The organism is Mesorhizobium sp. M1322 (assembly GCF_040318085.1).
Classification (GTDB): Bacteria; Pseudomonadota; Alphaproteobacteria; order Rhizobiales; family Rhizobiaceae; genus Mesorhizobium.
The window spans coordinates 13,174-27,320 of the sequence record NZ_JAMYLP010000080.1; the positions used below are offsets into that span (position 1 = coordinate 13,174).

The following is a 14,147-nucleotide window of genomic DNA, read 5'->3' on the forward strand; positions in this document are numbered from 1 at the left end:
GCATCGAGCCCAGCTATCAAAGAGCACGAAAAACGGAGGCTTTCATTCGGGAAAATCGGGCAGGCTCGCGAAAGCGGTCTTCAGCGCGTTCGACCAGCCGTCCGAGATCGTGCGATAATATTGATCGTCCTGGGCTATCCGCTTCTTCAGGCTGACCTTGAAGGCGTCCTTTTCGTAGAACAGCAGGTCGAGCGGCAGACCGACCGACAGGTTCGATTTCAGCGTCGAGTCGAACGACACCAACAGCAGTTTCACCGTCTCGGCGAAACTCATCGTCTTTTCATAGGCGCGGATGATGATCGGCTTGCCGTATTTGGTCTCGCCGATCTGGAAAAACGGCGTGTCGTCGGTCGATTCGATGAAATTGCCTTCCGGATAGATCATGAACAGCCGCGGCGCGCTGCCCTTGATCTGGCCGCCGAGGATAAAGGAGGCATTGAAATAGGAATCGGCCTTTTCGCCCGCCGGTGACGAACTGGCGATGACTTCCTTGACGGTGTCGCCGACCATCCGTACCGTCTGGTACATAGAAGGCGTTTCAAGCAGCGTGGCGTGGCGATCGGCCACCGCCTTGGTGCGTTCGTCGAGCAAACTGACGACGGCCTGCGTCGTCGCCAGATTGCCGGCCGACATCAGCACGATGACGCGCTCGCCCGGCTCCTCCCAGACATGCATCTTCTTGAAGGTCGAGATCGAATCCATGCCGGCATTGGTACGCGTGTCAGACATGAACACGAGCCCACGTTCGATCTTCAGGCCGACGCAATAGGTCATCGAATCTCTTTGGCAGCAAATCTTGCCGGGGATTACTGCTCCACGGTGACGGTGACCGCAAGCTGTTCTTCCGCTTGTCCCAGCCGAATTCCTGATACGGGCGTGGCGTCGCGGTAATCACGGCCGGTCGCCACCTTTACATAGCGTTCGTCGGGCGAAATGCCGTTGGCGACGTCGAACGCGACCCAACCGAGGCCCCCAACATGCGCCTCGGCCCATGCATGGCTTGCCGCCTGCTCGATCGTCGCATCCATCATCAAATAGCCGCTGACGTAGCGGGCCGGAAACCCCATAGCGCGCGCGGCAGCGGCAAAGATGTGGCTGTGATCCTGGCAGACGCCGGTTTTGAGCGCCAGCGCTTCCTCGGCCGGGGTCGCCGCGCTGGTGGTGCCCGGCGTATAGGCGATGCGCTCGCCGATCACGGCCATCAGCCGGTGCAGCCTTTCGATATCGGTCCCCTCGCCGACCGAGGCCGCGAGTTCGCGAATGCCGCTGCCGATCGTGGTCAACGGGGTTTCATGGCCAAACAGCCAGAGCGGCGCGAAACCCTGATGTGGCCCGGAGACGCCAGCGGTGTCGCGTGTCACCACCTCGCCTGATGCCTCGACTGTGATGAAATCGCGGTCACCTTCGACGCTCAACAGCCGCGTATCGTTGCCGAAATGGTCAGTGAAGCACACTTCCTCGCGTGCCCCTTCGATCTTCAGTGCCCAGGACAAAACGGTCTGCGTCGATCCGCTGACCGGAAGCAGCCGCAGCCGCTGCAACAGATAGTGCACCGGCGTATCGTATCGGTATTCGGTCCGGTGGGTGATCTTCAGCCGCATTGCTCTCGTCCCCTAAACATGATCTTTTCCGGAAACCGGCTTTCACGTTCCGGGATCTACTCAATAAAACCTGTAGTCCTGCGCGATCTCGTCGCCGAGCCTGATGTTGTCGCGGATGAAATTGGCCAGGAATTCATGCAGGCCGGCGTCGAATATGTCCTTGATCGAGCCGGCCGCCAGCATGGCCTGGGTCTTGCCGGCTGTCACATGACAGGCATGGCGCTCGCCATAATCGTCGCCCAGGAATCTGAGATGCTCCGTCAGGAAACGATAACAGAAGGTCAGCGAGCGCGGCATGCGAACGTTGAGGATCAGATAGTCGGCAATGTTGCTCGGCTTGTAGTCGGCCTCGTACACCCAGCGATAGGAGCGGTGCGCCGACACCGAACGTAGGATCGATTCCCACTGATAATTGTCGAGCGTCGAGCCGACCCACGAGATCGACGGCAACAGCACGTAGTATTTCACGTCCAGGATGCGTGCCGTGTTGTCGGCGCGTTCGACATAGGTGCCGAGCTGCGAGAAATCGAAGATCTCGTTGCGCAGCATGGTGCCGTAGAACGAACCGCGGATCAGCGCCGTTTCGCGCTTGATCGCGTCGAGCACGCTGGGCAGATCGCGTTCGTCGATCGGCTTGGCCAGCATGCGCTTCAGCGACATCCAGGCCTCGTTGATGCTTTCCCAGGTTTCGCGTGTCAGGGCGGTACGCACCATGCGCGCGTTGTTGCGGGCCGTCTCGATCGACGCCATCGTGCTCGACGGGTTCGATGTGTCGCGCAGCAGGAAATCCGCGACGTTGGCGGCGGTATAGTCGGAATATTTCTGCGTGAAGGCAGCGTCCGAACCGGCGCTGAGCAGCACCGAATTCCACTCTTCGGAGGCGTTCTGGGTGCGGGTCAGCGCCATGCGCAGCCCGGCATCGACCAGCCGCGCCATGTTTTCCGCCCGCTCGATGTAGCGGTTCATCCAGTAGAGCCCGTTGGCGGTGCGGCCTAAAAGCATCAAAAAACCTTCAAATGAAAATTAATCATCCAGCACCCACGTGTCCTTGGTGCCGCCGCCCTGCGATGAGTTGACCACCAGCGAGCCTTCCTTCAGCGCCACGCGCGTCAGCCCGCCCGGCACGATCTGGATGCGGTCGGAAACCAGCACGTAGGGCCTGAGGTCGACATGGCGCGGCGCCAGCCCTTTGTCGGTCAGGATCGGACAGGTCGACAGCGCCAGCGTTGGCTGGGCGATGTAGTTCGACGGTTTTGCCGCGAGTTTCTTGGAAAAATCCTCGCATTCCTTCTTGGTCGCCGCCGGCCCGACCAGCATGCCGTAGCCGCCGGACCCGTGCACCTCCTTCACCACCAGCTCGTCGATATGTTCGAGCACGTATTTCAGGCTGTCCGGCTCCGAGCAGCGCCAGGTCGGGATGTTGCCGAGGATCGCCTTGCGGCCGGTGTAGAATTCGACGATCTCGGGCATATAGGAATAGATCGCCTTGTCGTCGGCAATGCCGGTTCCCGGCGCATTGGCGATGGTGATGTTGCCGGCGCGGTAGACATCCATGATGCCCGGCACGCCAAGTGCCGAGTCCGGACGGAAGGTCAGCGGATCGAGGAAAGAATCGTCCACCCTTCGATAAAGCACGTCGATCTGCTTGTAGCCTTCGGTCGTGCGCATAGCGACGTGGCCATCGACGACGCGCAGATCCTGCCCCTCAACAAGCTGCACGCCCATCTGGTCGGCAAGGAAGGCATGTTCGAAATAGGCGGAGTTAAAGCTGCCCGGCGTCAGCACGGCGATGGTCGGCGCGCCCTTGGTGCTTTGCGGCCGCACCGCCGCCAGCGACTGGCGCAAGAGCTGCGGATAGTTTTCCACCGGCCGCACCTTGATCTGCTGGAACAGCTCGGGAAAGAGCTGCATCATCGTCTCGCGGTTCTCCAGCATGTAGGAGACGCCGGACGGCGTGCGCGCATTGTCCTCCAGCACGTAGAACTCGTTCTCGCTGATGCGCACGATATCGACGCCGATGATGTGGGTGTAGACGCCGGCCGGCGGCCGCACGCCGATCATCTCCGGCAGGAATGCCTCGTTCTTGGCGATCAATTCCTTGGGGACGCGCCCGGCTCGCAAGATCTCCTGGCGATGATAGATGTCGTCGAGAAACGCGTTCAGCGCCTGCACGCGCTGCTCGATGCCTTGCGTCAGCCGTCGCCATTCATTGCCGGATATGATGCGCGGAACGATATCGAAGGGAATCAGGCGTTCCGAGGCTTCCTGCTCGCCATAGACGGCAAAGGTGATGCCGGTCTTGCGAAAGACGCGTTCGGCGTCCTGCATCTTTTCGGTAAGCCTGGCCGGATCCTGCTCCTTCAGCCAGCGATCGTAAGCCGAATACGGTTTTCTCAATCCGGAGATTTCCGGAAGCATTTCGTCGAACGCTGCCAATCGCATACTCCCCTGTGAGGCCATTTCACTGGCGTCACGGCAGAAAATCAAGCGCAATCGGTGATTTGGAGGATGCTGGCGATCAGTATGTCGCGACCTGCCTAAAATTAGGGCAGCGCCGATATAGCTGGGTCAGGCTTTGCCTCGTGCCCGGGCAGGCGGCCGGCGCCGCTCAGAACGCGCGGAAGGTGACGACCGTAAACGTGTCCTTGATGCCGGGAAGAATCTGCACCTTCTCGTTGACGAAGTGGCCGATGTCTTCCTCGTCATCGACATAGAATTTGGCAAGCAGATCGTAGTTGCCGGCTGTCGAGTAGATTTCCGAAGCGATCTCGGCATCGGCCAATGCGCCGGCAACGTCATAGGCCATGCCCAGATCGCACTTTATCTGCACGAAAAATGCCTTCATTGCCCGGTCCTGCTCAAGCTTGCCGCATAGGCGGCCCTTGTGGCAGACTGCCGCCCGGCTTTCAAGCATCAGGACGGAGCTCAGGCAGAACCCGCCCTTAAGGAAGCTTAAGTGCAGCCAAACGGCGAATGTTCGCGGGCGCTGATACCGTTGCCAAGCGTATGCGATGTCTGCGCATCCGCTTCGCTGAGCATCTGAGCGCTCGGTCACATCGCTGGAATATCGCCGCTCGCCCAGCTCTCGGAAATTTCCGCCGCCCGCGCCTCGAAGGCGGCGGCCTCAATGGCGGCACGAATGTCCTGCATCAGCCTCTGGTAGTAGGAGAGATTGTTCCAGGTCAGAAGCATCGCCCCCAGCGCCTCTTGCGAGCGGACCAGATGGTGCAGATAGGCGCGTGAATAATCTCTGGCCGCCGGGCAGTCGCTCTCCTCGTCCAGCGGGCGCGGATCATCGGCATGGCGAGCGTTGCGCAGATTGACCTTGCCGCGCCGTGTATAGGCAAGGCCATGGCGACCGGCGCGCGTCGGCATCACGCAGTCGAACATATCGATGCCGCGCGCCACCGATTTCAATATGTCGTCAGGCGTGCCGACGCCCATCAGATAGCGCGGCCTGTCCGCCGGCAGCTCCGGGCAGGTGATGTCGAGCATTTCGAGCATCACCGCTTGCGGCTCGCCGACCGCCAGCCCGCCGATGGCATAGCCCTTGAGGTCCATCGCTTTCAGCGCCTGCGCCGAGCGCAGCCGCAGAGCCGGTATGTCGCCGCCCTGGACGATGCCGAACATCGCCTTGCCCGGCTGGTCGCCGAATGCCGTCTTGCAACGTTCGGCCCAGCGCAGCGACAGCTCCATGGCCCGCTCGATCTCCTTCTCCATGGCCGGCAGCGCGGTGCATTCGTCGAGCTGCATTTGGATGTCGGAATCGAGCAGTCCCTGGATTTCGATCGAGCGCTCGGGCGACATCTCATAGGCGGCGCCATCGATATGTGAGCGAAAGGTGACGCCCTTTTCGGTCAGTTTCCTCAGCTTTGACAACGACATTACCTGGAAGCCGCCGCTGTCGGTCAGGATCGGGTGCGGCCAGCGGGCGAATTCATGCAGACCGCCAAGCCGCGCCACACGTTCGGCGCCGGGCCGCAGCATCAGATGGTAGGTGTTGCCCAGGATGATGTCCGAGCCGACGCTGCGCACCTGATCCATATACATGGTCTTGACCGTGCCGCCGGTGCCGACCGGCATGAAGGCCGGCGTGCGGATTTCTCCGCGCGGCATGGTGATCGCGCCGCGCCGCGCCTTGCCATCGGTCGCCAGCATCCTGAAGGTGAACGCCTTAGTCATTGAATTCCTTGTTCTATACCAGGCGCGCGTCCATCGTTCTCCTTCTTGAACAGCAGACTTGCATCTCCGTAGGAGTAGAACCTGTAGCGGTTCTCGATGGCATGCGCATAGGCCGCACGCATTGTTTCCAGACCACAAAACGCCGAAACCAGCATGAACAGCGTCGAACGCGGCAGATGGAAATTGGTCATCAGCATGTCGGCGGCCTTAAAACGGTAGCCGGGGGTGATGAAGATGTCGGTCGGACCCGACCATCCAGCCAATGTGCCGTCCTCCCGCGCGGCGCTCTCCAGCAGGCGCAGCGACGTCGTACCGACGGCGATGATGCGCCCGCCACGCGCCTTCGCCGCGTTCAGCGCTTCGGCGATTTCCGGGCTGACCGAACCGATCTCGGCATGCATCTTGTGATCGGCGGTGTCGTCGACTTTCACCGGCAGGAACGTGCCGGCGCCGACATGCAAGGTGACGAAGCGCCGCTCGACGCCGTTGGCATCGAGTGCGACGAAAAGCTCGGGCGTGAAATGCAGGCCGGCCGTAGGTGCCGCCACAGCCCCCTCCTCCCTGGCATAGATGGTCTGGTAGTCACTGCGGTCGCGTTCGTCGTCGTCGCGCTTCGAAGCGATGTAAGGCGGCAGCGGGATGTGGCCGACGGCGTGCAGCGCCTCGTCGAGAAACGGACCTGAGAGGTCGAAGCCAAGCAAAGCCTCGCCGGCCTCGCCCTTCTCGATCACCGTGGCGTCGAGCTGGCCGAGAAAGCAGGAATTGGCGTCATGGCCGAAATGAATGCGGTCGCCGGCGGCGATGCGCTTGCCCGGCCGCATGAAAGCCAGCCAGCGGTCCGGAGCCACCCGCATATGCAGCGTGGCTTCGACTTGCGCCGCCGCCTCGCCACGCCGCCTGATGCCTTTCAACTGCGCCGGAATGACTTTGGTGTCGTTGAAGACCAGCACATCACCGGCCTCGAGCAAAGTCGGCAGCTCGCGCACCGTCCAGTTCTCAAGCCCCTCACCCGGCCTGATAACCAGCATTTTGGCGCTGTCGCGCGGTTCTGCCGGTCGAAGCGCAATACGCTCCTCCGGCAGATCAAAGTCGAAAAGATCCACGCGCAAGAAAATCCCGCCTCAAAATTCCGGGCAGGTCACCGCCCAGGCGCCAACACCATCGATGCTCAGCGTGCCGCCCATTGCGAAATTGGACTGTTCGGTGGCCTTGACCAGTCGCAATTTGGCGACGATCGAGCTGATGCCCTCATCGGTGAGATCGATCGCCATGTGCTGGTCGTCTTCGAATGCCTGGCCGACGATGACTTTCGTCGAACCCGGCTGACCGTCGGTGGTCCAGTTCCTGCCGCCGGCATCAAGCCATACACGCGCAACCGCGATGACGGCAGTGTGCCCCATCAGGATGTCGATCGATGCCGCGTTGCCTTCAGCGCTGCAAACGATCGATTCCGTCGCCAGCGCCGGAGTGGCCGCCGCGACAAGCATCAGAGTGATAGCCGCGACAGCCCGGTAGATCATTTCACGTCGGCCGCGACCTTCAGCGACACGATCTTGTCGGGATCCGGCACCGGCTCGCCGCGCTTGATCTTGTCGACATTGTCCATGCCTTCGATGACCTGGCCCCAGACGGTGTATTGGCGGTTGAGGAAGGCGGCATCGTCGAAGCAGATGAAGAACTGCGAGTTGGCCGAGTTCGGGTTCTGCGAGCGCGCCATCGAGCAGGTGCCGCGGCCGTGATTGGCGTTCGAGAACTCCGCCTTCAGGTCGGGCTTATCGGAGCCGCCCGTGCCAGCGCGCGCCGGTGCGAAAGAGGGCTTGCTGGAATTGCCGAATTTCACGTCGCCGGTCTGCGCCATGAAGCCGTCGATGACGCGGTGGAACACCACGCCGTCATAAGCGCCTTCGCGCGCCAGTTCCTTGATGCGGACGACATGGCCAGGCGCCAGATCGGGAAACAGTTCGATGACGACCTTGCCCTGGGTCGTTTCCATGATGAGCGCGTTCTCGCGGTCCTTGATCTCGGCCATGTCAGAATGTCCTTTGAAACAAATGGGTTTACTTGCCGTCGGCGGCGATGCGTACCTTGATCATGCGATCGGGATCGGTGACAACCCCGTTCTGCGCCGCGTCGCCTTTCTTTATCTGATCCACCAACTCCATGCCTTTCTCGACATTACCGACGATGGTGTACTGGCCATCGAGCGGCGGCGCCGGCGCGAACATGATGAAGAACTGCGAATTGGCGGAATCCGGGTCCTGCGAGCGCGCCATCCCGACCACGCCGCGTTCGTAGCGCTCGGTCTTCGAGAATTCGGCCGGCAAATCGGGAAGATCGGAACCGCCGGTGCCGACAGCGTCGGCGCTGAAGCCGTTCTTCATGTTGCCGAACTTCACGTCGCCGGTCTGCGCCATGAAGCCGTCGATGACACGGTGGAAAGCGACGTTGTCGTAAGCGCCCTGCCGCACCAGCTTTTTGATCTGCTCGACATGCTTCGGCGCGAGATCAGGCCTGAGCGCGATGGTGACGTCGCCGCCCTTCAGCGTAATGATCATGGTGTTTTCCGGATCGGCGGCAAACGCCGAAACGGATGCGGTCACAAGACCGAAAACAACGGCAAAGCAGCTGGCGAGCCTTTTGAGCTGCATAGATCTTTCTCCGAAAACCTTTGTTTCACGCATGTCGTTGCCCCAAAACCGGGTTCCACTTTTGGGCGACATGCATCATTTCGCGAATTTGGCGGTGAGCGCGCCGGCCACGGCCGCCGGCACGAAGGGGCGGATGTCGCCTCCCATCGAGGCTATCTGGCGGACAAGTGTGGCGGTAATGGTTCGCACCGAAGGGCTGGCGGGCAGAAAAACCGTCTGCAGTTCCGGGGCCATGGTCTCGTTCATGCCGGCCATCTGCATCTCGTAGTCGAGATCGGTGCCGTCGCGCAGGCCACGGATCATGATCGAGGCGCCCTGCTTCCTGGCCGCGTCGATGACCAGCCCGTCGAAGGCGACAACCTTGATGCGCGCGCCATCGCGGCCGAATTCGGCCTTCGTCGCGGCTTCGATGAGGCCGACCCGTTCCTCGAACGAAAACAGCGGCTTCTTGCCGGGATGGATGCCGATCGCCGCATACACGGTGTCGGCCACGGCCAGCGACGCCTTCAGCACATCGAGATGGCCGTTGGTCAGCGGGTCGAAGGAGCCGGCATAAAGGGCGATGCGTTCGGTCATGGCAGGTGCTTCTAGCGAGCCTCTCTCGCAAAGGCAAATCCGATCAGCGACCCGCCAATGCCAAAACAGGACTTCAAAGCGCATCGCCTGAGCCACGATAATCGCGATGCGCTTTGAGTGAACGTTTTGGCCGAGATGAACGACCAATGAACGGGCCGATCACGAAGGCTTCACGCAGCGTTCACTAGGTTGAAGTTTCAGAAGATGAAACCAAAACGCCCTTCAGTCGTTGCTAGATGCAGGAGAACACGCACATGCTGATCTACATGCTCGCCACCGCAATGACCGTCGCCATGCTGATCGCCACCGTATTCGGGCTGCATCAGGAAGCAGAGCGCGTTCGCGCCAAGTCCAACGCCAAGCGGTTTGAAGGCTTCGGTATCCGCAAGCCTTATCGCCACTTCTGAACCGGCCGCCATCTGTTGACGGCGCCGGCCCATCGGGCCGGCATTGCCCATCAAGACCTACTCGGCGTTATTGTTCGGGCCAACGCCTTCAGTACCGGTATCCAGAGTTGCGTCGCCCTCGACACTCTCTTCGGCTTCCTCGTCCGATTGCGGTTCCGATATTCGCTCCACCGAAACGACCTTCTCGCCGTCGGCCGTGTTGAAGATGGTCACGCCCTTGGTGGCGCGGCTGGCGAAACGAATGCCGTTGACCGGCACTCGGATGACGGTGCCGCCATCCGAGACAAGCATGATCTGGTCGTCATTGCCGACCGGGAAAGTCGCCACCAGACGGCCGATCTCAACCACTTTCGACACGTCGGTAGCGCGGATGCCCTTGCCGCCGCGCCCTGTGAGGCGGAAATCATAGGAAGACGAACGCTTGCCGTAGCCATATTCCGTCACCGTCAGCACGAACTGCTCGTGTGCCTTGAGGAATTCATAGCGCTCGTCGGAAAGCTCCGTCTCCTCGCCGACCTCCTCATTGGTCAGTTGGATGTCTTCGTCCTCGCCCGCCGCAATGCCGGCGGCGAGCCGCCGTTCGGCCGCCACCCGCTTGAGATAGGCGGCGCGCTCGGCCGGCGGCGCCTCGACATGTTCGATCACCGCCATCGAGATCACCCGGTCGGTGGCAGCCATGGCGATGCCGCGCACGCCGACCGAATTGCGGCTCTGGAAGACGCGCACGTCGCTGACCGAGAAGCGGATGCACTGGCCGGAGCTTGCGGTCAGAAGCACGTCGTCATTATCGGTGCAGGTCTCGACGCCAAGGATCTCGTCGCCTTCCTCCTCCAGCTTCATGGCGATCTTGCCGTTGCGGTTGACCTGGACGAAGTCCGACAGCTTGTTGCGGCGCACCGTGCCGCGCGTCGTCGCGAACATCACGTCGAGCTCGCCCCAGCTGGTCTCGTCCTCAGGCAGCGGCATGATGGTGGTTATGCGTTCGCCTTGCTCAAGCGGCAGCATGTTGATCAGCGCCTTGCCGCGCGACTGCGGATTGCCGATCGGCAGGCGCCAGACTTTTTCCTTGTAGACGATGCCACGCGAGGAGAAGAACAGCACCGGCGTGTGCGTGTTGGCAACGAAAAGCCGGGTGACGAAATCCTCTTCCTTGGTCGACATACCGGAGCGGCCCTTGCCGCCACGGCGCTGCGCCCGGTAGAGCGACAGCGGCACGCGCTTGATGTAGCCGGAATGGCTGACCGTCACGACCATGTCCTCGCGCTGGATCAGGTCCTCGTCTTCCATATCAGCCCCGCCCCCGGAGAGCTCGGTGCGGCGCGGCGTGCCGAACTCGTCGCGCACGGCGGCAAGCTCGTCCTTGACGATCTGCTGAATGCGGGCGCGGGACGACAGGATGTCCAGGTAATCCTTGATCTCGTCGCCGATCGTGTTCAACTCGTCGGCGATCTCGTCGCGGCCGAGCGCGGTCAGCCGCTGCAGGCGCAGTTCGAGGATGGCGCGCGCCTGTTCCTCGGACAGATTGTAGGTGCCGTCCTCGTTGATGCGGTGGCGCGGATCGTCGATCAGCAGGATCAGCGATTCGACGTCACCCGAGGGCCAGCGCCGTTCCATCAACTGCTCGCGGGCAGTCTGCGGGTCCGGCGCGGTGCGGATCAGCTTTATCACCTCGTCGATATTGGCGACAGCAATGGCAAGGCCGACCAGCACATGGGCGCGGTCGCGCGCCTTACGCAGCAGGAATTTCGTGCGCCGGCTGATCACGTCCTCGCGGAAGGCGACGAACGCCTTCAGCATGTCGGTCAGCGTCAGCAATTCCGGTTTGCCGCCGTTCAGCGCCACCATATTGGCGCCGAACGACGTCTGCAGCGGCGTGAAACGGTAGAGCTGGTTGAGGATGACGTCGGCGACCGCGTCGCGCTTCAGTTCGATGACGACGCGGTAACCCTGGCGATCGCTCTCGTCGCGGATGTCGGAAATGCCCTCTATGCGCTTGTCGCGCACCAGCTCCGCCATCTTCTCGATCATCGACGACTTGTTCACCTGGTAGGGAACCTCGGTGATGACGATCGATTCACGGTCGTTGCCGCGCGCCTCGACGTTGACGCGGCCGCGCATGACGATGGAACCGCGGCCGGTCGAATAGGCGCTGTAGATGCCGGAGCGGCCGAGCACGATGCCGCCGGTCGGGAAATCCGGCCCCGGAATGATCTCCATCAGCGCCGGCAGATCGATCGCCGGATTATCGATGAGGGCAATGGCGCCGTTGCAGACCTCCCCCAGATTATGCGGCGGGATGTTGGTGGCCATGCCGACGGCGATGCCGCCGGAGCCATTGACCAACAGGTTTGGAAAGCGCGCCGGCAGGACTTTCGGTTCGCTGCTGGACGCATCATAAGTGTCCTGGAAATCGACGGTGTCCTTGTCGATGTCTTCCAGCAACTCATGCGCGACCTTGGTCAGGCGCGATTCGGTGTAACGCATCGCCGCCGGCGGATCACCGTCGATCGAGCCGAAATTGCCCTGCCCGTCGATCAGCGGCACGCGCAGCGACCAGTCCTGCGCCATGCGCACCAAGGCGTCGTAGATAGAGGCGTCGCCATGCGGATGGTATTTACCCATCACGTCGGCGACCGGGCGCGCCGACTTCACATATTTGCGATTCCAGTGGTAGCCGCTCTCATGCGCGGCATAGAGGATGCGGCGATGCACCGGCTTCAGCCCGTCGCGCACGTCGGGCAGCGCACGGCTGACGATCACGCTCATAGCGTAATCGAGATAGGAGCGCTGCATCTCCTCGATGATAGATATCGGCTCGATGCCGGTGGGGCCGCCGTCGGCGCCGCGCGGTGTCTTCTGGTCGGTCAAATCAGGTCACAATCTAATCGGGAATCACTCGGTGCTTATATAGGAAGCCGGGTCGAAACTCCAACGTCCGCGGCAGTTTTCCAGTGTCGATTTTTGTGGTGATTTCAAAAGGATATCACTGATTGCGACGATATGGCCGAGGCGCTTTTCATGGCCGCCGGGGCAAAGCTCATTGTCAGGCAATTTGCTTCACAAAGCCGGAACGGCAGATGTGTCCGGCGCTTTATCGCCTCGCTGCCGGAGCCGATAGGCGCCGGGCGTCTCCCCCATCACGCGCCGGAAACGACGGTTGAAGGTCGACAAATCGTTGAACCCTGCCTCGAAGGCTATCGTCGAGATCGCCTCGTCCGACATGCGAAGTCGCACCGCCGCCCTGTGCAGTCGGGTTTTCAACAGGAACTGGTAGGGCGTCATGCCCGCGACGTGTCGGAAAGTGCGCAGGAAATGGTAGGGACTGGTCGCCGTCGCGCTTGCAAGCGCAGCAAGCGTGACCGGCCGGTCGGCATCCAGCTCGATGCGCCGCACCGCCTCCGCGACACGTTTCTGGTCGCGGCGGCTCGGCACCCGGGCAGCGGGCGTGACGCCGGAGGCAACGGCTGCGCCGGCAATCCGCAAACCGAGTTCCTCGAACGCCTCGATCTCGGCCATTTCGCGCGCGGCTTCCGCCTCGGCCAGCAGCGGTGCCAGCGCCGGCAACGGCGGCAGCCGCGGTGTCTCGAAGGCCAGCTTCTTCGTGCCCGGCGTGTCGGCGACGATCTGTTCCATATAGGCCGGGCTGAAATGATAGGAGATGCAGCGGTCGCCGGCGCCATGCTCGTGCCCACACTCGTAGCAAGTGCCAGGGTTGCCGAGCAGAAGCGCGCCCGGCGTTAGCATCGCCGTGCCCTGGCGTGCGTGGTAGCGGAAGGTGCCGTTGGTCACCACGGCGACGCAAAAATTGCGATGCTCTTCCTCGAACGGGCGATCAGCGACGCCGGAAGTGCAGACCACGTCCGACACCTGCCAGCCTCGCCCGGACGCCAGTTTATGCGCGCTCGTCGTCATGGCCGAAACATAGCAATTTTTCCCAAGCGCAAGAAGCCTAGCGCGGCGTATTCATCCCATTCTCCTGACAAGACGAGGCCCCTGACAAGAGAGACCACAACCATGTTCAATTCATCCTCCTTTGCCGAAGCCCTGCACAGCGGCGGGCCAGCCGCGAACCTTGCCGAGAAACTGGATCTTTACGGCCGCTTCGTCGGCGGCTGGATATTCGACGCCACGCGCCATCTCGAAGACGGGCAGGTCCTGACCGGGCGCGGCGAGGTGCATTTCGGCTGGGTGCTCGAGGGCCGCGCGATCCAGGACGTATGGATCCTGCCCGCGCGGAACACTGGCGCACCGAGTTCCCTCGGCAAATGGACCTTTTATGGCACGACATTGCGCGTCTATGACCCCGGCGTCGACGCCTGGCATATTTTCTGGAGCGATCCGCGCACCCGATATTACAGCCGGCAGCTCGGTCGCGCCGAGGGCGACATCATCGTCCAGCAAGGCGCTGACGGCACCGGCGCTTCGGTGCGCTGGAGTTTTCTAGGCATTACCGAAAATTCCTTCCGCTGGCTGGGCGAACGCTCGCAGGACGACGGCGCGACTTGGCGGCTCGAAGTCGAGTTCCTGGCGCGGCGCGCGGGGGGAAGTTGATGGGCACCGAGGAACGCAGCGGTGCGAAATGAGAGCCGCAGCGATCCTTCCCACCCCCTTGGTCCTGCTGGACATCTCCCCGCAAGAGGCAGGGCTGTCCGGGGAAAGTTTTGAGTGAATCGAAATGCCACATGTGCATGCCCCGTAAAACGGGTTTTGTCCGTCTTCTCTCTGGTTGTCGA

15 protein-coding genes are annotated in these 14,147 nt (G+C 61.9%); 2 read left to right on the forward strand and 13 right to left on the reverse strand.

Features of this window, described 5'->3' with window-relative positions; translation table 11 throughout:
- Nucleotides 1–42: 42 nt before the first annotated feature.
- The 11 genes from NKH12_RS23670 to coaD form a co-directional block, all read right to left on the reverse strand.
- Nucleotides 43–774 carry a proteasome-type protease gene (locus NKH12_RS23670; RefSeq protein ID WP_352955366.1) on the reverse strand — a complete coding sequence of 244 codons (732 nt, stop codon included), beginning with the start codon at nucleotides 772–774 and terminating at the stop codon, nucleotides 43–45.
- A gap of 32 nt (nucleotides 775–806) precedes the next feature.
- Nucleotides 807–1,601, reverse strand: coding sequence for a transglutaminase family protein (locus tag NKH12_RS23675; protein ID WP_352955367.1), 795 nt, complete (start codon nucleotides 1,599–1,601; stop codon nucleotides 807–809).
- Nucleotides 1,602–1,661: 60 nt separating this feature from the next.
- The gene (locus tag NKH12_RS23680; protein WP_352955368.1) at nucleotides 1,662–2,603 is read right to left on the reverse strand and encodes an alpha-E domain-containing protein; all 942 of its coding nucleotides are present in this window, start codon (nucleotides 2,601–2,603) and stop codon (nucleotides 1,662–1,664) included.
- A gap of 21 nt (nucleotides 2,604–2,624) precedes the next feature.
- Nucleotides 2,625–4,037: a circularly permuted type 2 ATP-grasp protein gene (locus NKH12_RS23685; RefSeq protein ID WP_352955369.1), complete on the reverse strand. Its 1,413-nt coding sequence runs from the start codon at nucleotides 4,035–4,037 to the stop codon at nucleotides 2,625–2,627.
- A gap of 172 nt (nucleotides 4,038–4,209) precedes the next feature.
- Nucleotides 4,210–4,446, reverse strand: a complete 237-nt coding sequence (locus tag NKH12_RS23690; RefSeq protein ID WP_352955370.1) for an Lrp/AsnC ligand binding domain-containing protein — start codon at nucleotides 4,444–4,446, stop codon at nucleotides 4,210–4,212.
- A gap of 206 nt (nucleotides 4,447–4,652) precedes the next feature.
- Nucleotides 4,653–5,783 carry a tRNA guanosine(34) transglycosylase Tgt gene (gene tgt, locus NKH12_RS23695; protein ID WP_352955371.1) on the reverse strand — a complete coding sequence of 377 codons (1,131 nt, stop codon included), beginning with the start codon at nucleotides 5,781–5,783 and terminating at the stop codon, nucleotides 4,653–4,655.
- On the reverse strand, nucleotides 5,780–6,892 hold the full coding sequence (queA, locus tag NKH12_RS23700; protein ID WP_352955372.1) for a tRNA preQ1(34) S-adenosylmethionine ribosyltransferase-isomerase QueA: 1,113 nt from the start codon (nucleotides 6,890–6,892) through the stop codon (nucleotides 5,780–5,782). The genes tgt and queA overlap by 4 nt, the downstream gene beginning before the upstream one ends.
- A 12-nt stretch (nucleotides 6,893–6,904) precedes the next feature.
- Nucleotides 6,905–7,303 carry a hypothetical protein gene (locus NKH12_RS23705; protein WP_352955373.1) on the reverse strand — a complete coding sequence of 133 codons (399 nt, stop codon included), beginning with the start codon at nucleotides 7,301–7,303 and terminating at the stop codon, nucleotides 6,905–6,907.
- Nucleotides 7,300–7,812, reverse strand: coding sequence for a peptidylprolyl isomerase (locus tag NKH12_RS23710; RefSeq protein WP_352955375.1), 513 nt, complete (start codon nucleotides 7,810–7,812; stop codon nucleotides 7,300–7,302). The genes NKH12_RS23705 and NKH12_RS23710 overlap by 4 nt, the downstream gene beginning before the upstream one ends.
- Before the next feature lie 28 nt (nucleotides 7,813–7,840).
- Complete coding sequence (locus NKH12_RS23715; RefSeq protein WP_352955376.1) at nucleotides 7,841–8,431, reverse strand: peptidylprolyl isomerase; 591 nt, start codon at nucleotides 8,429–8,431, stop codon at nucleotides 7,841–7,843.
- 75 nt (nucleotides 8,432–8,506) lie between these two features.
- Nucleotides 8,507–9,007, reverse strand: coding sequence for a pantetheine-phosphate adenylyltransferase (coaD, locus tag NKH12_RS23720; RefSeq protein ID WP_352955377.1), 501 nt, complete (start codon nucleotides 9,005–9,007; stop codon nucleotides 8,507–8,509).
- 254 nt (nucleotides 9,008–9,261) lie between these two features.
- Here coaD and NKH12_RS23725 point away from each other — a divergent pair, with 254 nt between their 5' ends.
- A complete protein-coding gene (locus tag NKH12_RS23725; RefSeq protein ID WP_352955378.1) occupies nucleotides 9,262–9,414 on the forward strand; it encodes a hypothetical protein in 153 nt (50 codons plus the stop codon).
- Between the two features lie 57 nt (nucleotides 9,415–9,471).
- Here NKH12_RS23725 and gyrA read toward each other — a convergent pair whose 3' ends face one another.
- Together gyrA and NKH12_RS23735 are read right to left on the reverse strand one after the other, a co-directional pair.
- A complete protein-coding gene (gyrA, locus tag NKH12_RS23730) occupies nucleotides 9,472–12,282 on the reverse strand; it encodes a DNA gyrase subunit A (protein WP_352955379.1) in 2,811 nt (936 codons plus the stop codon).
- A 189-nt stretch (nucleotides 12,283–12,471) separates the two neighbouring features.
- Nucleotides 12,472–13,326: an AraC family transcriptional regulator gene (locus tag NKH12_RS23735; RefSeq protein ID WP_352955380.1), complete on the reverse strand. Its 855-nt coding sequence runs from the start codon at nucleotides 13,324–13,326 to the stop codon at nucleotides 12,472–12,474.
- 102 nt (nucleotides 13,327–13,428) lie between these two features.
- Between NKH12_RS23735 and NKH12_RS23740 the strand changes: the two genes are divergently transcribed.
- Nucleotides 13,429–13,965 carry a hypothetical protein gene (locus NKH12_RS23740; RefSeq protein ID WP_352955381.1) on the forward strand — a complete coding sequence of 179 codons (537 nt, stop codon included), beginning with the start codon at nucleotides 13,429–13,431 and terminating at the stop codon, nucleotides 13,963–13,965.
- The last annotated feature ends 182 nt before the right edge of the window (nucleotides 13,966–14,147 follow it).